The sequence below is a fragment of the Lactobacillus sp. ESL0785 genome (genome assembly GCF_029395455.1).
In the GTDB taxonomy this organism is placed as follows: domain Bacteria; phylum Bacillota; class Bacilli; order Lactobacillales; family Lactobacillaceae; genus Lactobacillus.
Genome location: NZ_CP113916.1, coordinates 682,002 through 701,127 on the forward strand (window position 1 = coordinate 682,002; position 19,126 = coordinate 701,127).

General features: G+C 37.0%; 22 protein-coding genes. 12 read left to right on the forward strand and 10 right to left on the reverse strand.

What is annotated here, in order from left to right:
• Positions 1–24: 24 nt before the first annotated feature.
• Both OZY43_RS03300 and OZY43_RS03305 read right to left on the reverse strand, forming a co-directional pair.
• On the reverse strand, positions 25–678 hold the full coding sequence (locus OZY43_RS03300; protein ID WP_277165940.1) for an NAD(P)H-binding protein: 654 nt from the start codon (positions 676–678) through the stop codon (positions 25–27).
• 276 nt (positions 679–954) lie between these two features.
• On the reverse strand, positions 955–1,377 hold the full coding sequence (locus OZY43_RS03305) for a YjdF family protein (protein ID WP_277165942.1): 423 nt from the start codon (positions 1,375–1,377) through the stop codon (positions 955–957).
• 221 nt (positions 1,378–1,598) lie between these two features.
• Here OZY43_RS03305 and OZY43_RS03310 point away from each other — a divergent pair, with 221 nt between their 5' ends.
• The 3 genes from OZY43_RS03310 (at position 1,599) to OZY43_RS03320 (ending at position 4,258) form a co-directional block, all read left to right on the forward strand.
• Positions 1,599–1,832: a hypothetical protein gene (locus OZY43_RS03310; RefSeq protein ID WP_277165944.1), complete on the forward strand. Its 234-nt coding sequence runs from the start codon at positions 1,599–1,601 to the stop codon at positions 1,830–1,832.
• A gap of 137 nt (positions 1,833–1,969) precedes the next feature.
• Positions 1,970–2,341: a cupredoxin domain-containing protein gene (locus OZY43_RS03315; RefSeq protein WP_277165946.1), complete on the forward strand. Its 372-nt coding sequence runs from the start codon at positions 1,970–1,972 to the stop codon at positions 2,339–2,341.
• A 9-nt stretch (positions 2,342–2,350) separates the two neighbouring features.
• Positions 2,351–4,258 carry a copper-translocating P-type ATPase gene (locus OZY43_RS03320; protein WP_277165948.1) on the forward strand — a complete coding sequence of 636 codons (1,908 nt, stop codon included), beginning with the start codon at positions 2,351–2,353 and terminating at the stop codon, positions 4,256–4,258.
• A 44-nt stretch (positions 4,259–4,302) separates the two neighbouring features.
• Here OZY43_RS03320 and OZY43_RS03325 read toward each other — a convergent pair whose 3' ends face one another.
• Genes OZY43_RS03325 through OZY43_RS03340 form a run of 4 tightly spaced genes read right to left on the reverse strand, consistent with a single transcriptional unit; the run spans position 4,303 to position 6,944 of the window.
• Positions 4,303–4,737, reverse strand: coding sequence for a GNAT family N-acetyltransferase (locus tag OZY43_RS03325; RefSeq protein ID WP_348535305.1), 435 nt, complete (start codon positions 4,735–4,737; stop codon positions 4,303–4,305).
• On the reverse strand, positions 4,731–5,450 hold the full coding sequence (locus OZY43_RS03330) for an antibiotic transporter permease (protein WP_277165949.1): 720 nt from the start codon (positions 5,448–5,450) through the stop codon (positions 4,731–4,733). The genes OZY43_RS03325 and OZY43_RS03330 overlap by 7 nt, the downstream gene beginning before the upstream one ends.
• A complete protein-coding gene (locus tag OZY43_RS03335; protein ID WP_277165951.1) occupies positions 5,447–6,178 on the reverse strand; it encodes a multidrug ABC transporter permease in 732 nt (243 codons plus the stop codon). The genes OZY43_RS03330 and OZY43_RS03335 overlap by 4 nt, the downstream gene beginning before the upstream one ends.
• Before the next feature lies 1 nt (position 6,179).
• On the reverse strand, positions 6,180–6,944 hold the full coding sequence (locus OZY43_RS03340; protein WP_277165953.1) for an ABC transporter ATP-binding protein: 765 nt from the start codon (positions 6,942–6,944) through the stop codon (positions 6,180–6,182).
• Between the two features lie 167 nt (positions 6,945–7,111).
• Here OZY43_RS03340 and OZY43_RS03345 point away from each other — a divergent pair, with 167 nt between their 5' ends.
• The gene (locus OZY43_RS03345) at positions 7,112–7,246 is read left to right on the forward strand and encodes a hypothetical protein (RefSeq protein ID WP_277165955.1); all 135 of its coding nucleotides are present in this window, start codon (positions 7,112–7,114) and stop codon (positions 7,244–7,246) included.
• 46 nt (positions 7,247–7,292) lie between these two features.
• Here OZY43_RS03345 and OZY43_RS03350 read toward each other — a convergent pair whose 3' ends face one another.
• The 4 genes from OZY43_RS03350 to OZY43_RS03365 all read right to left on the reverse strand — a co-directional run bounded on the left by OZY43_RS03350 (position 7,293) and on the right by OZY43_RS03365 (position 13,362).
• Complete coding sequence (locus tag OZY43_RS03350; protein ID WP_277165957.1) at positions 7,293–10,073, reverse strand: FtsX-like permease family protein; 2,781 nt, start codon at positions 10,071–10,073, stop codon at positions 7,293–7,295.
• Between the two features lie 15 nt (positions 10,074–10,088).
• Positions 10,089–10,790 carry an ABC transporter ATP-binding protein gene (locus tag OZY43_RS03355; RefSeq protein ID WP_277165960.1) on the reverse strand — a complete coding sequence of 234 codons (702 nt, stop codon included), beginning with the start codon at positions 10,788–10,790 and terminating at the stop codon, positions 10,089–10,091.
• Between the two features lie 28 nt (positions 10,791–10,818).
• Positions 10,819–11,631 (reverse strand): Cof-type HAD-IIB family hydrolase, encoded by an 813-nt coding sequence (locus tag OZY43_RS03360; RefSeq protein ID WP_277165961.1) that lies wholly within the window; start codon positions 11,629–11,631, stop codon positions 10,819–10,821.
• Positions 11,632–11,712: 81 nt separating this feature from the next.
• Complete coding sequence (locus OZY43_RS03365) at positions 11,713–13,362, reverse strand: amino acid permease (RefSeq protein WP_277165963.1); 1,650 nt, start codon at positions 13,360–13,362, stop codon at positions 11,713–11,715.
• A gap of 239 nt (positions 13,363–13,601) precedes the next feature.
• On the opposite strand from OZY43_RS03365, the gene OZY43_RS03370 reads away from it, so the two are divergent.
• From OZY43_RS03370 to OZY43_RS03405, 8 genes are all read left to right on the forward strand, one after another.
• Positions 13,602–14,330 carry a YebC/PmpR family DNA-binding transcriptional regulator gene (locus tag OZY43_RS03370; protein ID WP_277165964.1) on the forward strand — a complete coding sequence of 243 codons (729 nt, stop codon included), beginning with the start codon at positions 13,602–13,604 and terminating at the stop codon, positions 14,328–14,330.
• Between the two features lie 118 nt (positions 14,331–14,448).
• Positions 14,449–15,423, forward strand: a complete 975-nt coding sequence (comGA, locus tag OZY43_RS03375; RefSeq protein ID WP_277165965.1) for a competence type IV pilus ATPase ComGA — start codon at positions 14,449–14,451, stop codon at positions 15,421–15,423.
• A complete protein-coding gene (locus OZY43_RS03380; RefSeq protein WP_277166344.1) occupies positions 15,389–16,393 on the forward strand; it encodes a type II secretion system F family protein in 1,005 nt (334 codons plus the stop codon). Before comGA ends, OZY43_RS03380 begins: the two co-directional genes overlap by 35 nt.
• 12 nt (positions 16,394–16,405) lie before the next feature.
• Entirely contained in the window at positions 16,406–16,753 is a 348-nt protein-coding gene (gene comGC / locus OZY43_RS03385) for a competence type IV pilus major pilin ComGC (protein WP_277165966.1), read from the forward strand.
• 10 nt (positions 16,754–16,763) lie between these two features.
• Positions 16,764–17,168, forward strand: coding sequence for a Prepilin-type cleavage/methylation protein (locus OZY43_RS03390; protein WP_277165967.1), 405 nt, complete (start codon positions 16,764–16,766; stop codon positions 17,166–17,168).
• On the forward strand, positions 17,161–17,430 hold the full coding sequence (locus OZY43_RS03395; protein ID WP_277165968.1) for a hypothetical protein: 270 nt from the start codon (positions 17,161–17,163) through the stop codon (positions 17,428–17,430). The genes OZY43_RS03390 and OZY43_RS03395 overlap by 8 nt, the downstream gene beginning before the upstream one ends.
• The gene (locus OZY43_RS03400; RefSeq protein ID WP_277165970.1) at positions 17,390–17,920 is read left to right on the forward strand and encodes a ComGF family competence protein; all 531 of its coding nucleotides are present in this window, start codon (positions 17,390–17,392) and stop codon (positions 17,918–17,920) included. Before OZY43_RS03395 ends, OZY43_RS03400 begins: the two co-directional genes overlap by 41 nt.
• Before the next feature lie 181 nt (positions 17,921–18,101).
• The gene (locus OZY43_RS03405; protein ID WP_277165972.1) at positions 18,102–19,103 is read left to right on the forward strand and encodes a class I SAM-dependent methyltransferase; all 1,002 of its coding nucleotides are present in this window, start codon (positions 18,102–18,104) and stop codon (positions 19,101–19,103) included.
• Positions 19,104–19,126 lie beyond the last annotated feature (23 nt).

The window sequence follows — 19,126 nt, forward strand, 5'->3', positions numbered from 1 at the left end:
TCCTAATTAATATTAATTATAGCGTTAGCCGTTAGCAACAGTAAATCGTTCTTGGCGATGCTGAGGTTGCAAAATTTCTGCCACGAGCGCAGCAGCCATAGTGCCAGCAGTAGTAATGGATTCACCTGCATCATTATATAGCAACTCATCTTTACCAGTTAAAATTTTGGCAGCTTGTTCCCCGGGAATGAATAAGTTAGCTGGTGAAATACCAAACCAATTGACATTATCAACATTTTGTAAAAATTGATATTCAAAGTATTGGTTCTTGGGGGTATTACGCCATGGCTTGGTAGTGTCATCTTGCTCAATATCGTGCAAGACACGGTGATGGTCAGGGCCAGTAACTAGACTACCCGCGCCTAAAATAAAGGCTAATCGCGGCTTAGTAGTTTCTCTAAAAAGTGCTACTAGGTGTGCAGCAAGGTCAGTATGACGGTAAGCTTGGCTTGGCGCAGTTGAAAAAGCATCAACAATTACGTCGCAGTCAGTAAAATCGTCCTTAGTTAAGGTAAAAGCATCTTTAGCTAGAATTTGGATGTTAGGCACTTTAGCTTGTAGTTTAGCTAGCTTGTCTGTTTGCCGGCCGTTCGCAATAATTTCTAGGCCGTGTTTGTTAGCTTCTTTGACAAAAGCTGATCCAGCCATTCCGGTTGCACCGATTACAAATATTTTCATTTTTTCTCCTTAAATTGATTTTAACAATCGACATTAATTATATTTTAGTGTTTTAAAATGCTGGCTTCAATTATCTGGTTTGCTTAATGCTGATTAATTTTTGCAAATAGGCGCTAAAAGTTTCATTATTATTGATAATGCCAGCATTTTTACCTTTATATCATCTAAAGCTGGGCAAACAACATGGTAGTACTAAGGAAGAAATTGTTGCTGCAATAATTCAGTTAGCTTGATTAAATAAAAGCCACAAAGATAAATTCTTTGTGGCTTTTACCATTAATGACCTTGATGTTTTTTTCGTTTCTTTTCTTTTCGTAATTTAAACTTAGCTTCAGCTAATTGAGTCTTATACTTTCGCTGGTTGACTTTCTTAGTTAATTTGTTTTGCTCAAATTGCTTTTGTAAAGCTAATTGTGCCTTAGTACTGACGCCTTTTTTAATAGCTTTTTTAGCTAAGCGTTGTCGGCGTTTAGGATTAAGATGATTAACTAGATGCGGTCTTGTTAAGTCAGCTTGTTGAAAAAAGTGTAATTCCTGCCAATGATTAAGAATTAATGAATATAGCATGGTCGTTTTGGGTTCGGATGTGCCCAAATTAACTTGAGCAACTTCATAATGATCATGATCGCGTCGCTCAAAAACAGCTTTGTAAAAGGGCGGTTCAAATACGATAGATAAAGAACTATAAATAGTAGACATAGTGTCATCCTCCTTAAAAAATTAAGAAAGACGGACAACCAAGGAGGCAGGTTACTGATGGCTAAAAGTAGCCATGTCCGGACTACCAGCCGAACTGTGTTTTTACTTTCTACCATTTAATATAGCATAGAACTTGGGTAAAAGTGCGAAAACCTTGCAATAACAGTCTGAATTACCTAAAATAATTGCTTACAGTTGTATTTTTATGGAGGAGATACGATATGAAAACGGAATTTAATACCGAAAATGGCCCATCAGAATTGGATATGGCTGTAAGTGACAAGGCAAAGGAAAATTTGGCGAAGTATGGTTTAACACTTGCCGATTATATTAATGTTGCTTTGACCCATGTTGCTAATGATGATCGCCAACTTAGCGAATTTTTAGAAATGGCTAAGAGAGATATGAATAAGCCGGGATTGGATAGCTGGCTCAATAATGTTGATGCAGATTAAATAAGTTTGTTGCTCACTGATTTTATCAGTGAGTCTTTTTTTCTTAAAAGCATTAATGTTTACAAGTGTAGATTAATATTTTATACTAATTATAGTTTACAAGTGTAGACGATAAAATAATTAACGAGGTAATTAGCATGACAAAGATTATTATTTTACTTAGTGGAATTATATTAATGGGTTTTATTGCCTGGTGGTTTTTTGGCAAGCATACAGTCCAAGCAAAGCAGGCTAATATTAAGCAAAATAAGCAAAGTGTAGATATTGAAGTTAAGGGAGGCTATTCACCTGAAAAGATTGTTTTGAAAAAGGGTGTTCCAGCAACACTTAATTTTAAGCGAATGGATTCCTCATCTTGCCTTGATCATGTGATTTTTTCAGATTTAGGCATTGATCAGAAATTGCCTCAAGGTCAAGTAGAACAAGTTAAAATTGATACAACTAAGCCAGGAATTTATGATTGGGCTTGCAGTATGAATATGTTTCATGGACAAGTGGTTGTTAAGTAGGAGCTGTTAATGAAAACAACAACGCGCTTTTGGTTGGCCTTAATTTTATCACTACCGATGTTAATTGAAATGATCTTGATGCCCATAACTGGTTGGATGCTTCCCGGCGGCGAATGGACAATGCTAATTTTGACAACTTTAGTCATGTTTATTTCGGCTAAACCATTTGTTGTTAGTGCTTGGGCATCATTTAAAAAACACCATGCTAATATGGATACATTGGTGGCTTTAGGAACATTAACTGCTTATTTGTATAGTATTTATGCGCTGTTTAATCATAAGCCAGTTTTCTTTGAAAGTGCTGCGTTTGTGATTACTTTTGTTTTACTAGGACAAGTTTTAGAAGTAAAAATGCGCAGCAATGCTTCTGATGCTATTGGCAAACTTGCGGGTTTGCAGGCAAAAGATGCTTTGGTTAAGCGAAAAGGCCAATTTAGTAATTTACCAATTGCTCAGGTTGTTCCGGGTGATCTAATTCAAGTTAAGCCGGGACAGAAGATTCCGGTTGATGGGATAGTTGTTACTGGTACATCGAGTGTTGATGAATCAATGATTACTGGTGAAAGTTTGCCAGTTAGTAAAAAGCCCGGTGATAAAGTCGTTGGTGCAACTATCAATCAAGCAGGAACGTTGGTATTTAAAGCACAAAAAGTTGGTAGTGACACAGTGCTGGCGCAAATTGTTGCTATTGTGAAAAAAGCGCAGAATAGTCATGCACCAATTCAAAACTTAACTGATCAGGTTGTCGATATTTTTGTTCCTGCGGTGCTAATGATTGCCATTCTTACATTTTTAGTGTGGTATGTGCTTATTGGTAAGGGCATTGGAACAGCTTTAGAGTTTGCAGTTTCGGTGCTGGTTATTGCTTGTCCCTGTGCATTAGGCTTAGCAACACCAACGGCATTAATGGTTGGCACAGGTCTAGGCGCTAAGAAAGGGATTCTAATCAAAAATGGTACTGTCTTAGAAGCAGCTAATGATTTGAATACAATTGTGCTAGATAAAACAGGAACGATTACTGCTGGTAAGCCACAAGTAACGGATATTATTGGCAAACGCGAGCAGGTATTGCAAGTTGCTGCAAGTTTAGAAAGTTTGTCTGAGCATCCGTTGGCGCAAGCAATTCTGCAAGCTGCACGTAAAGAGCAAGTCGTCTTAACTAAGGTAACAGCTTTCAAGGCACTTGAAGGTAAAGGGGTAACTGGCAAAATTAATGGTCAAATAGCGCTAGTTGGCAGTCCGATAATTACTGATACGGTTAAAATCCCGGCAAAATTACAAGAGCAGTTAACAACCTTACAAGAAGAAGCTAAGACAGTGGTGTTGGTTTGTTTAGCTAATGAAGTCATTGGCTTATTGGCTATTCAGGATATACCCAAGAGAAATAGCCAACAAGCAATTGCCCAACTTAAGCAGCACGGTTTAAAGACGGTAATGCTAACAGGTGATAACAAGCAGGTTGCCCACGTTATTGCCCAGCAAGTCGGCATTGATGAAGTAATCGCTGGCGTTTTACCTACTGAGAAAGCTGCTGCAATTAAGAAGCTGCAAAATAGCGGCAAGGTCGCATTTGTTGGTGACGGGATTAATGATGCTCCGGCCTTAACTCAAGCTGATGTTGGGATTGCTATGGGTTCGGGCACGGACGTTGCCATTGACGCTGGTGGAATTGTTTTAGTAAAAAATGATTTATTAGATGTTGTTAGAGCACTGAAACTGAGTCATAAGACCTTTAATCGGATTAAGCTTAATCTATTTTGGGCATTTATCTATAATATTTTAGGGATTCCGATTGCGGCAGGTTTGTTTGCTGGCTGTGGCTTAATTCTCAGTCCGGAGTTAGCTGGTTTAGCAATGGCCTTTAGCTCATTGTCGGTAGTTATTAGTTCAGTTTTATTAGGAAAAGTAAAAATTTAGTCATGTAAAAAGACACTTGATATCATATCAAGTGCCTTTTTTGGTTAAACTTGCTTTGAAAACCGCTTTTGCGTTTTATCATAGGAATAACCAATTTTACGATAAAACTGATGCGCACCCGTTCGTTTAGTATTGGAATTGAGACGAATAGTACTAATACCCAGCTTTTTAGCTTCAGCCTCAATGGCTAGCATTAATTGGGTTCCAATACCTTGTCCTTGGTCGACGGCTAAAGCCATAATATTGAACATGGGATCGAAATAAGTTTCTTGGTAAAGTTCAACGTGAACATAACCAAGAATTTTTTCTGTGTGAGTTTCTTCAGCTACTAGCAGAAGATGGTGTTGGCAGTCAGCAAGTAAATGCTGTAAATTAGTTTGTGTTTTAGCTAAGGGATAATTATATCCTAGTTGCGTATAATTGATTTGTTGGATTGCTGAACTATCTGTTATTTTTACTTGACGAATTATGATTAATATATGTACCTCCTTGTTTGTAAAATTGGCTTAATTTGCAAAATGTAAGCAATTACACCAATGATTAACCAAATCATAGTAATGATTAGCCCATTGGTCAAGTTAATGTAGCCAAACTTAATAAAGTCGATCGGACCAGAAAAGGGAAACAAGTGGGCGATTCTTTCAAGCCAAGTTGGGTAAGCAGTAATCGTAACTAGGATACCTGCAACTAATTCAATTAGTGAACTAAATAAATTTTGCCCGAAATAGGGGTCATTTAGCTGCCAAGATAATGTCCAAGCAGTGAAACCGAAAATCACACCGTAAAGATTTAATAGTGGTAGTAAGATTAAGGCCCGAATAATGATCTTTAGCGGTGCACCTAAGCAAAAGACTAAACAGAGGTTGATTAAAGCTAAGCTAACTCCAATAATCATAGCAACGACAGCCTTAGTTAACCAATAGCGAGGACTAAAAGGCCGTTTAGCAATCAATTCGAAGTCAATTCGCAAAGTTGCATCTTTAATTAATAACTCATTCATTGTTTGCATGGTCAACCTAGCAGCGTCAATTGCAATTGACGCAATCCCAATCATCCAATTGAAGTTCCCAGTATATTGCGCAGCGATTAAAATTAGTAATGAAAGATCAATTAGTGGTGTTAGGAAAAAGTAAACGAGTTTAGTACGCCAATTATGTAGAAAGGATAGTGCAGAAAACTGGGTAGCAATCATAGTATCTTCAGTGCTCCTTTCTTTCTGGCTAAGAAATTAACATGGCGCACAATAATTTTGATTGCAAGAAGCCATAAGCTAAGACTAACAAGATAAGCTGGCCAATTAAAAGCCACTTGTCTGGTTAAGGTTGCTACTGGAGAGGTAAGGGGAATAAACCACTGTGATATTTGCGTCAATGAAGTTAAGATTTTTTGATTACCAAAAAGTCCTGCAAGTAGAACGATGGGAGTACCAATCAGTGTTTCATAGACCATTGCATCTTGGGTTAAAGTTAGAAATGATGCAATCAAAATTCCCATGGTTGCTGCCGCCAACCATAATAAGAAAATAGTTAATAGCAAGTGTAGATCAATTCTGCCGGTTGCAACACCAAGTAATTTTGCTAGGGCAAAGCTAAGGGGAAAGGCACATAGGCCATAGGCTGATGCGGGTAGTAATAATGTAATGAGAGCTGCCCGTTCATCATATTGATTGTTTAAGAGGTATGGCAGGGTTCCCTTATATCGTTCAAAATTAATACAGCCAGCAACAGTAGTGCATGAGGTCCACATGCCAAAAATGCCACTTTGTCGCCATAGCATGGGATTACCTAAGTTGTGGTTAGCATAAGCAATCGTATATTGGGTCAAAAAGACAGCTATTGTACTGGTAATTGTCAGCCAGACGAAGTATTGATCTGATAAGTAATCTTTAACGTGGAAGAAAAATAATCGTAAAAAGCGCATGTTATTTCCTCCGCAGTTGAGGTGCTAAAGTCAAATATGATTCTTCTAGAGTAGCAGGGTGCTTACTCTCGTTAACTTGGGCCTTATTAATAATGTCGTTGACGCTACCGGTAGCGAATACTTTACCACTACCAAGTAGAACAATGTGGTCAGCTAAGGTCTCAACCTCGCTCATTGTATGGCTGGTTAGTAAAATACTGATACCACTAGCAGCTAGGTGTTTAATTGTACCCCGAATACTTTGCGCAATTTCGACGTCTAAACCACTTGTTGGCTCGTCAAGTAAGAGTAACTTGGGTTGACCTAAAAGAGCACGAGCAAGATGTAGTCGTTGGGTCATGCCTTTTGAAAAGGTACCAACTTTTTTGTTGGCAACATTCGTTAGGTCTACAATGTCAAGAACCCGAGCAATTTCTAATTTTTGCTTACGATAAGGGATCTTGGCTAAATCGGCAAAAAACGCCAAATTTTGTTTAGCAGTACTATTACGATAAAATCCTAATTCACCGCCAAATGAAACGCCAATTTGTGGCCTTTTATTTGCAGTAGTAATATCTTTTCCATTCATCATGACCTGCCCAGAAGTTGGCAATAAATAGCCGCCAATAATTGAGACAGTAGTGGTTTTGCCAGCTCCGTTGGGTCCTAATAGTGAAAGAATTTCACCTTGAGCAATCGTAAAAGAAACATCAACCAGGGCGTTAAAAATATGTGCCCCATTCTGGTAAGTCTTTTTTAAGTGTTTAACTGATAATATATTTTCCAAAAAATCATTCTCCGTAAATTAATGTGTTAAAAATCAATCGCTAAAAAGGAAGGTATGATTGATTTTAGTTAATGCGAAGAACAGCTTGATGTAACATTAAGTCTATGAGAAAATTATAGCACATTTTTATTATTCTGCTATATATTATTAATAATAAGGATGGAAAGATGACTTCATTTGAATATTTACAGCAAGCTAAACAAGAATTGGCCCAAAAGTCCTGGACGACTGTTCAAGAATATGACGATGCCAAAGTACCCGTGATAGCAGAAATTAAATGTCATATTGATCAATCTTTATAAAAAGTAAAAAAGAAGGATTTTTTATCTAAGAAATTCTTCTTTTTATTTAATCAACAGATTTTAAAGCTGCCAACATGTCAAGATTTTTAAATTTATGATTAACGATAAAGCCGAGGACAATCGTAATTACGCCAACAACGCCCAGTGGCCAAAGAAAACTATTAGCAGACAGAGCCGGATTGAACATGACATTGGCAGGCGGCACAACATAGAGAATGTATTGGTAGAGCAAGTCACCTGTCAAGTAGCCAACTAAAATACCGATACAAGTCAGCAATATCGTTTCTCGATAGATGTACATTGTCACTTCATTATTATAAAAGCCAAGGACTTTAATAGTTGAAAGTTCGCGAATTCGTTCAGCGATATTAATATTGGTTAAATTGTACAAGATTACAATTGCGAGTAGCCCCGCTACAATTATCAATACGAGCATAATCATATTAAGTGATTGAACAACGACATCAAGTTCTTGACTGATTGCTGTATTTTGAACGACGCCACTCACACCGGCTAACTTCATAAATTGAGCAGCCATATTGCGAGTGTTTTTGCGCGAACCATTTTTGAGAATAACCAGATTAGCGTTGGGTTTGAATCTCTTGCCAAAAATATTTTGATAGACTGCTGGTGTCATAATTGCGAAGTGCCCCATATACATTTCCGTAATTGCTGCCACCTTCATTGTTCGTTGGTGATTATCTTGGTCTGTTAAGGTAATGTGACCGCCGGGGTTGACCCCTAATAAGCTTGCTAATCGTTCCGAAATCACAACTCCTTGATTGGTTAATGAAATTTGCTGTTTGGTTCGGCGCTGGTCTAAGTACATGTACTGGTGAAATTGTTTCTTATTTTGTGGCACAATCATTGTAATATCTTGTGTATCACCGTTTTTGCCAGCAATTTTGGTTAGCGATTGGTAATAGATTGGCATTTCTTGTTTGATGCTGTCAGCTTTGAGTTGGTGATTTAGCGCTGCCTTTTGTCTAGTAGAAATCGGTGATTGCTGCGCGACAATTAAGTTGTAGTGAATTAGGTCATTAAATTGGCGATTATTCATGTTACTGATTGAATTTTTAACGGCAAAACCAGCAAAAAGTAAAGTGGCAGAGCCACAAACACCAAAGATTGTCATTAACATGCGTTTTTTATAACGAAAAATATTGCGGGCAGTGACTTTATGGGTGAAATTAAGATGCTGCCAAATAAATGGTATTTTTTCTAATAAAATTTTGGATCCTGCAGCAGGTGGCTTAGGTAATAAAAGTGCTGCTGGCTTTTCCTTAAATTCATTTCTAGCAGTTAAGTATGCTGGCAAGACCGAACTGACCCAAGCAAGAAGGAGTGCGATTAGACTGATTTGCCAGTGGAAGTGTTCTTCAATTGGCGGCAAAGTCAAAGACTGATAGTAGGCATGATAGACAATTTGCGGCATTAATGTGTGACCTAAATAAATACCAGCAAGAGTGCCAAGTGTTCCCGCCAGAAAACCATACAGAATGAACTTATTAATGATTACATAGTCGTCATAGCCAAGAGCTTTCATGGTACCAGAGTTAATTCGTTCCTCATCGATGAAGCGGTTCATTGTTGTGAAGGTAACTAGTGCCGCAACGAAATACAAAAAGATAGGGAAGACTTTAGCAAGATCTTCGACAACTTGAGCTACGGTGCTGTAGACAATGTTACCTTCGCCGCCCGGTATTTCCCGCCGATTATAAACGTGATAGGTAGGTGCTGGTAAATTATCAAGCAGCTTTTGAGATTGTCTGATTTGATGTTCACCGGATGCTAATTTGCTTTTTGCTTGACTAGCAGAATGAGCTAATTTTTGCTTTTTAGTTTGCAATAATTGCAATTTAGAAGTTAATTCTTGTTGGGCGCTAGCTAATTGCTTTTGCTCGGCAGGCGTAAGATTATTAATTTGACTCGCTTGAGCGGTGAGCTGAGCTTGTTTTGTAGATAGCTCTTTTTCAGCAGCAATTAAGTTTTGCTTGGCAGTTTGAATTTTGACTTTAGCAGCCGTGATTTTAGTAGTTTGCGCTTTTAACTTGTGTTTAGCTGCGGCAACAATTCTTTGCTTGCGCTCAGGAATTGCGGCCTTTAAGGTATGCTCAAGTGTACGCTTATGCCTGTTAAGGCGAGTAGCGTAAAGCTTACTATAAGAGTCAAGCCCACGTAGATCACGATAAGTTAAATTGGCTGTTGTATAGACGCTCTGGTTAAAGTCACTGGGTAAGACAACGGCATAACCTTTTAACTCGCCCGTGCCGCTGTTACTTTGACCGAGATTAACATTTGATAAAATTTGGCTGGAGCGAACAAAGCCAACAATTTCAAATTGGTGGCGCCGCAACATTTTTGTACCTAAGATAGACTTTTTTTCGGTAAAAGCAATTTTTTGTCCTAAGTGATAACGTTTTTGAAAATTAGCAGCAACGGCAATTTCATTATTAGCTTGTGGCAGACGCCCAGCACGAAGTTCGTAATGACCAATCTTTTTTGGCTTAGAAAAAAAGCGCCAGCTTTCATGACTATTTTTTAAAACTGTATCGGTCATATAGCCAAATTCAACTTTTTTACTACCAATTACTTGGCTAATTTTCTGTGTATCCTGCCTGTCTAAACCATAATTGCTGATAATTGTTAAATCGGGTGTTTTTAGTGTTTGCGCATAATGATTACCTGTGTCACGCATGTCAGGACCAGTAACGATCAGCCCGACAAGTGCAAATGCACCAATCATCATTAAGCCAAAAATTGATAAAAATTGTCCTTTAGTATGCTTAATTGACTGCCAAAAATCTTGCCAAACCACTTTATTCATTGAAGTTCACCTTCTTTACCACTTAACATTGGCGATTGCTTCAGGATGGGAATTTTGTTCAATTTGTGTGACTTGGCCATCGTGAAAATGAATTACACGGTCGGCAATCGGCGCAATAGTGCTGTTATGTGTAACAATAATTACAGTCGCACCTTTTTCTCGGCTCATATTAGCAATAATTTCTAAGACACTCTTGCCAGTTTCATAATCTAAGGCACCAGTCGGCTCATCACAGAGCAAAATCTTAGGATTCTTAGCGATTGCACGAGCAATTGCCACGCGCTGCTGCTCGCCACCAGATAGTTCGGCTGGAAAATTGTTGATCCGATTTTGTAAGCCAACGTCAATTAATGTTTGGACCGGATCTAACGCGTCCTTAACAATTTCTGAAGCAAGTTCAACATTTTCTTTGGCCGTTAGATTTTGAATTAAATTATAAAATTGAAAGACAAAACCAATGTCATTTCGGCGGTAGGTTGTTAATTGACGTTTGTTATACTGTGCGATATTTTGACCATCAATGATGATATCACCGCTAGTATTGGTATCCATACCGCCCAAAATATTAAGAATAGTGGACTTGCCCGCACCAGACGCACCCAAAATAATCGCAAGTTCGCCTTGTTCAACGGTAAAATTAACGTCATTATTGGCTAATACTTCTGTGTTGCCAGTGTGATATTTTTTAAAATTATGCTTTATCTCAATGTAGCTCATATAACTTTACTCCTTGAAAAAACAAAATTTATTTTAAATATTCTTCTAGAACCTGCAGTACACCCATGTTATTATTGCTTGGCGCTTCATATTTTGCAATTGCTTTGAGTTTAGGATCACCGTTTTTCATTGCGTAGCTAAAGCCGGCGAGTTCAATCATTTCTTTGTCATTCATGCCATCACCAAAGGCAATCAATTCTTCTGGTTTAACATTGAAGTAGCGCAAGAAATATTTTAGTCCTTGCCCTTTATTAACTCGAGTAGGCATGACATCGATATTGTCAAAACCGCTGGTAGTACAGTGAATCGGTTCACCACTATTTTGGTTAAACATTTTCTCAAGCTCACTAGCTAATTGAGCATCACAATTGAGGGTTAACTTAGTTAAGTTGTCGCTAGTCGGCAGTTTAATTAAATTATTGACCTCAATTACGTTAGGATAGAAAAAGTGCATGGAATTTTTAAACTTGATTGAAGCTTTTTTATCAATATAGGCCCGTGCTAAACCACTAGCAGCTATTTCGGTCGTAGGATAATTTTGTTGAATAAAATTAATTAAATTGATGCCAGTCTTATAAGTAAAAACGTGCCGGGAAATGATATTGTTATCTTGCGTCAGGATTGAGCCATTGTCGGCAATAATATCAATCCGATCTAAGAAGTCATAGAAGTCTTTCCGTAGTCGCGATAATGGTCGGCCACTAGAAACAATAAAATGAATATGATGCTGTCGTAATTTGGTTAAAATCTTTTCAAATCGCTGATGATCAAAGTGTTTGTTGTTATCTTCAAAAGTACCATCCATATCAACAGCGACAGCTTTAAAAGGAATTTCAGTCATTTATTTCTCCTTAATTTTAAGTTATTCAATATAAAAAAAGCAGGCTCACTACTATTATGAGTCTGCTTTTTTAAAATACAACTAATTTCTAGCGTTACTTGGTTTTCTTCTGCCGACTAACCAGCAAATCAAAATTGCAAGCACGGCTTCAACACAAATAATTATGATATTTAAGCCTAGTTTAAATTGACCCAAATTAGCAGCACCAATATTATGACCACCAAGGTAAAGATCAAGGACGATTGAGCCGATAATCAAAATGAACATGGTAAGCCATTGATCACGGCTAAAGGCTATGCCGTATTCTTCCTCACGGCGTCGAATACCAGGTAAGATTGCACCTAATCCGATTAAAACAACAACGGCGATGATGTTAATGATTAATTCATACCACCAATAATTGCTAAATTGCTTAACATCAAGTGGTGCAATTCCGAGAATAGTAGCAACGGCAGTGACAACTAATAAGAACAGTCCAGCGAGATAGCCTAGTTTGTCGTTTTTAATAAAGACGTATTCTGATGGAAATTTCTTTGAATTCTTTCTAATGCGCATGAAAGAATAGAAAATCCAGCAGGTAACACCCGGCGAAATAATACCGTTCAGGTTTAGTAACCAGTTAAAAATGTCGTTCATGTTAGGTAGGAAAATTCCCAGCAACATGATAAAGGCTGAAAGTGCGACTGTCAAAATATAACCGTTAATTGGTAGGCCGCTCTTATTCTTTTTACGTAAGAATTTTGGCATATACTGATCACCGGTATCAGAAATCAACATTCTTGTCATGGCATCAAGTAAAACTGCTAATAATGCAGCATTATAGAAGACGGAAGTCCAAGACCATAAATAAAGTAATCCTTTGCCCAGACCATATTGCTGTCCGACCATTTCGAAGACGTAATATTCACCATTCATTTTTAAGTCATTCGGGATATGGTTAGCGTTAAAGTAGATACCTAAGGCAAATGAACCAAAGACAGTTAGGAAAATGGTCATAATTGCCAATGCAATCATAGCTTTTGGAAAATCATACTTGGGTTTCTTCATCTTAGTAACATATGGCGCAACTAATTCACAACCATTGAGGGCATAAATCAGCATTGCAATTGTTGTCCAATAATGCATGTCAAATTTTGGTACTAGGGAGTGCCAAGTAAAGTTAGTCGTTGCCATATGGCCACCAGATTTAGTTAGACCAACAAAGGCTAAGAAGACAAACATGAAAGTCATGATTAACATCATGCCGCCACCAATTGTAGACAAAATTTCCATTGAACGGGAAAAATAATGTTCAACAATAATGAAGATAATAAACATTGCAAACGTCATTAGGGCAAATTTGGTGTTTGAAATTTGATCCTGAAACTTGCCAGAACCGGTAACTGCCCAGCCGATGTCAACAACGATGGTATTGGCTGAGTCAACAGCATAAGGAATAGATGCTGCCCAATATGTCCAGGCAGTAAAGTAACCTAAAAATTCACCATCAGTTCCACGGACCCATGATGAAAGGCCGCCGCCTTCTTTATTGAAGACTGATCCCAATTGACCAACCATTAAAGAGTATGGAATCACATAAAAAATACACATGATAATCCATGAGGTAACAACAGGCATTCCTTGATTTTGGAAGTTGTACATGATATCGTCTAAGCCAATAACAGTACAAAAAGCCATTAAGGTTAATACCGGCCACGAAATATATTTATTGTTGGAATTAATTTCTTCCACTTAAATTCGCTCCTTTAAAAATAATCAACATTTTCTATTTTACTCATTATTGGTGAAGCTGACTAGGGTAATAATAAAATTATTTACTGCTGATTTTCTTAAATTTACTTTTGTTTTTGCTGATTTTCTGGTAAATTTAAGAAAAAAGCAGTCTAAATTGCTGCTAGTATTGAATTTTATGCTGCCGTGAGTTAAGATTATTATCGTTAATAACTACAAATAAAGAAAGAAGGATTCTTATGTCAGGACATTCAAAATGGCACAATATTCAAGGCCGCAAGAATGCGCAAGACGCTAAGAGAGGTAAAATTTTCCAAAAACTATCTCGTGAGATATATATGGCTGCAAAGAATGGTGGTCCTGACCCCTCAGGGAATCCTAACTTGCGGATGGTAATGGATAAAGCTCATGCTAATAATATGCCTAAGGCTAACATTGACCGCGCAATCAAGAAGGCTGACGGCAATTCAGACGAGCATTACGATGAGATTACTTATGAAGGTTATGCACCCGGTGGTGTTGCTGTCTTTGTTGAAGCCTTGACTGATAACAAGAACCGGACTGCTTCTTCAGTTCGGGTTGCGTTTACGCGTAATGGCGGTTCACTTGGTGCTACTGGTTCAGTTGCTTACATGTTCGATCGTAAGGGTTATATTGCCATTGATAGAACAACTACTGATGCCGATGAAGACCAGATGCTTTTAGATGTTATGGATGCTGGTGGCGATGATTTGCAAACTAGTGATGAAGTTTATGAAATCTATACTGACCCTAAGCAATTGGCTCAAGTACGTGATGCTTTAGAAAAGGCGGGTTACAAGCTTGCTAATGCTGAACTGACGATGGTTCCACAAAATACTACGCCAGTTCCAGAAGATAAGAAAGAACAATTTGCTAACCTAGTTGATGCCTTAGAAGACGATGACGACGTACAGAATGTTTATACTGCTGCAGCAGATGAAGACTAACTAACAATTGATAAAATTTTAATCACTCCAAAAGTTTGGAGTGATTTTTTATTTTCTTAAAAAATTTTGACCTCTTTTGCGTATGTACTATTAAGGACAAACGTAAAGGAGGTTTTTTATGCGAATTAAAGAAGCAATTGCTGTTCTAATTGAAGGTGCAATTGAGCTTCATGCAAGTGATTTGTTCTTTTTATTGCGTGCTGAACAAACAGTAGTTAAGATGCGAACAATTGCAGGAATTACTGATCAGTCTACTTTTACCTTGAATGAGGGTAAGGAGATTATTAATTATCTAAAATATACTGCACAAATGGATATTGCTGAACACCGCAGGCCACAGGTAGGTGCGTTAACTTATGAATATGATAATGATAAGTACTATTTACGGTTGTCAAGTGTGGGAGATTTTACCGATTGTGAGTCGTTAGTTGTCCGTATTATTTATCAAGTTAGTTCGGGGCGATATTTTTTACCTAAGCAAATTACACAACTAAAAGAACTGACCCATAGGCGAGGTTTGATAATTACTAGTGGGCCAACAGGGTCAGGTAAAACAACGACAATGTATAAATTGGCAAAAAATGTCGGCCAGCAGCAAATGGTAATGACAATTGAAGATCCAGTAGAAATTCATGAAGCGAGCTTTTTGCAAACGCAGGTTAATCCGGAAGCTAATATCAGTTATTCGCGACTTCTGGAAGCGGCGTTGCGTCATCGACCTGATATTTTGATTATTGGCGAAATTAGAAATGCGGCAACAGCAAAATTAGCAGTTGATGCTGCTCTTAGTGGTCACTTGGTTTTGGCAACGGTTCATGCTAAAAACACTTTTCAGACAATTTCTCGATTGGAGAGTTTACAAATTAAACGTAATGAATTAAGTAATTGTCTAACAGCAATTTCATACCAACGTTTACTGCCAACACAGAATGGCTTTTCTTGTTTAATGGATATTGCTAGTGGGGTGGTTTTGCAAGATCAAATTAATAGTGAAGTTCACAGCAATTTTGTTGCGTGGCAAGAAAACTTAAAAATGCTAGTAGAAAAAGGTGAAATTAGTGGGAAAATATACCAGCAATATCAAGAAGGCTAACTTGACAAGCAGCGAACAACTTGTCTTTCTTGATTATTTACAAAATAGTTTAACCAACGGTTTTTCACTTAATACTAGCTTAGAATTAATGCCAATTTTATGGCCAAAACGGCGTAAATTATTGACTGCATTTGCTAAGCAAATGCAACAAGGAGCTAAATTAAGTGAACAAATGTTACTTTTAGGCTTTAGCAAAACAACTGTAACTCAAATAGATCTGGCACTGCAGCAGGGTAATTTATTGGATTGTTTAGCTCAATTAGCAACATTAAATCGCCTGAAGAATGAACAAGTTAAAAAATTAAAAGCAGAAATGTCGTACCCATTTATTCTAACAATCATGATGATTATATTGCTTGCTTTTATGCAGACTTTTGTTTCGAATCAATTCGCTGATTCAGGTGAGCATACAGGTGACTTCTTATTACTGGGCTTATTAGTATTGGGACTATTATTTTTGTATTATTTGGCTGAGGTAATGACACTTTTGCATAAACAAGACTACCATTCACTGAAAAAATTGGCGCATTACCCCATCATTGGACCAGTGATTAAGTTATATGTTAATTATTTATTAGTTTATGACGTTGGCTTGCTATTAGCGAGTGGTTTTTCATTGCAAAAAATGTGTGCATATGCTGCGCAGCAGACTAAGGGATCGTTGCAGCAGTATATTGGTGCCCGGGTTAATCGGCAACTTGCTAAGGGCCGGTCCTTGCAGGAAATTATTAAAAAAGAACGGTTCTTGCCTGATGAATTATTGTTGTTGCTTGAGACAGGATCAACTAAGGCAGATTTAGGTAATCGCTGTTTATTACTCGGACGTAGTCTGTTTATTAATTTAACTAATAAAATTGAAAAAGTAATTGTTAATGTTCAACCATTTTGTTTTATTTTAATCGGTTTATGTATTATTGGAATGTATTTAAAGTTGCTATTACCGATGTATGCAATGATGCAGAAAATTTAGGAGGATTATTAAATGAAAAAAAGAATGAAAAAATATCTGTTAAATATTATTGCTAAAACCCGTAAGGCTCAAGGCTTTACGCTAATTGAAATGGTCGTTGTAATTGCGATTATCGTATTGCTATTATTGATTATTGCTCCTAACTTAACAAAGCAAAAGCAGAGTGCTGCTGATAGAACCGATGATGCTTTTAAAACGACTTTGCAAACACAGGCTGATTTGTATGAAGAAGATAAAGACCGAAAAGGTAAGGACATCACTTTTCAAAATATGTTTGATGATGGTTATTTAACTAAAAATCAATTAGATAAGTCGAAAAATTATACGGTAACTAACGGTGTGGTTGAAAAAGGTAATTAACAGTAGACTTATGGGTTTTACTGTAATTGAAATGATAATTACGCTAATAATTTCAATTAGCTTAGTGTTACTAGGAACGATTGAAATTAAGGAATATCGCGAGCAATTGATTTTGGATAATACTGTTAGAGAAGTAAAAAGTTCAATTGAGCAAGCGGCGCGGATTTGTACGATTAGGCATACTGCCATAAAAATTAATTGGCGACCGGGTACAAATGAACTCAATTTTAGGGGACCAGAATATGCCCGCTTAGTGCATTTAGATTCTAGAATTAAAATTTCTAGTATGAAAGTTTTGCAAATTAAGAATGACGGCTCACTTTCACCGCAAACAATAACGATTAATAATGCTAAGCATTCTAGAAAACTACGCTTACAGATGCTGTGGGGGCGGGCAATTGAAAGTGATGACTAAAGTGAAAGGCTTTTTATTGGCTGAAAGTATGGTTGCCTTGACTTTGGCAATTATGGGTATTAGTTTGCTGGTGTTAATTGTGGGAGGAACAAGAACAACTGAACAAAAAATCGAATTGCGGACGGATCGTGCATATGCTTGGCACGTAATGAAAACCAATAACTTAGAAAAAATATTGGTACACAATCGCATGTATCATCCTGTAGGAACGAATGGTGTCTATGATGAAACTGATCAAAAAACGTATGTCGTTAAGAAGTAACGGCTTTTTATTGAGTGAAGCTATTTTTTCAGTTTTAATTACCTTATTTGTGGTTATTACACTGCAAAATTTATTAAAGAGTATTGCGACAACTAATAAAACGGAGCATCGAACTGACAATGTGGTTTTTGCTTACGTACAGTTTAACCGTTTTTTGCATGATGATAATACCAAGATTATTTATATCGTACCTGAATATTCTAATTCTAAACAAGTTGCACTAAGGAAAATTGATAAAACAGGTGAGGATAAAATTTATAATCTGAATTTTTATAAAAATATGATTCGCGCAACAACAAATTTAGGTGGACATATGCCATTATTACTTGATGTCAAGCGGGCTCAGTTTAGTATTAGTGATCAGCAGGTTAAAATCAATGTCACAGAAGCAGACGATCGTCAATCTGAATTATATTTTAAAGTAGATAAGCGACCAGAAAAGAAGGCTCTTAATGAAGGGAAGACTAAGAAAACTAAAAGTAAAGGCTAGTACATTATTAAGTAGTGTCTTGGTGTTAACAACGTGCTTACTATTTTTACAAATTTATCAGGCAGTTTATCATGACAGTATTGAAAGTGACTTATTATTAATTGAATATTTAATTGATAATTGATTTTCTTGCGTTGCGTGCCCACTATCCATTAAAATAGTTAAAGATAGGGGAATGAACATGGATAAAATCGAAAAATTGTTTAATGAATTTTTAGCTTGTGTTAAGTGCTTGCAAACTGCTTTAAATGTGTCCTTTGGTGAAGCTTTGACCGAAACTTTTGATAACCTTGAAAATGGTAAAATCAAGGTGGAAATGGGAGCACCGGATAAAGAAACAGTTGCTAAGTTAAGTCAAAAATATGCTGCTCTGAATTATGATGCTCTATCGCAAAAAGTAAAAGTTCAAATTTTTACCTATTTGACGCTTAAGGCAATTAATGAAGCTGATCTTGATGCTAACCAAATGCCAACGCCGCCAGCAATCGCCACGATTATTGCAATGATTGCGCAGAAATTATTGCCTAAAAAAGAGTTAGCATTTGTTGATCCAGCAATTGGCAGTGGGAATTTACTCTATGCAGTGATCAATCAGCTTAAGAGTGCTAATCATTCTAAATTGGATTATCAATTGGCTGGAATTGATAATGATGAAGAAATGCTTAATTTTGCTGATATTAGTGCGCACTTAAATAATTTAAAGATTGATTTATATTGCCAAGATGCACTGAGTCCATGGTTAATTGCTAAGCCAGATGTCGTGATTAGTGATTTGCCAGTGGGGTATTATCCGCTTGATGAAAATGCTGCTAATTTTGCAACAAAAGCAGAAAAAGGGCACTCATTTGCTCATCTTTTACTTATTGAACAAATTATTAAGAATTTGGAGCCAGCAGGTTATGCTTTTCTTGTTGTTCCTAAATCAATTCTTGCTGGAAAAGTGGGCGCAGACTTTATGCCATGGCTTACAGAGAAGGTTTGCATTCGGGCAATTGTTGAATTACCAGATAGTATGTTTCAGAATAAATTTAATCAAAAATCTGTTTTGGTCTTTCAAAATCATGGTGAACAAGTTACAAATAGTGAAGTTCTTCTCACAAAGTTAGACTCACTTAAAAAGCAAGAAGACCTAATTAAGCTTAATGTTAAGCTAAATGAGTGGTATACTAATAACATTCATTAATTTGTGAAAATCAAAAGTTATAT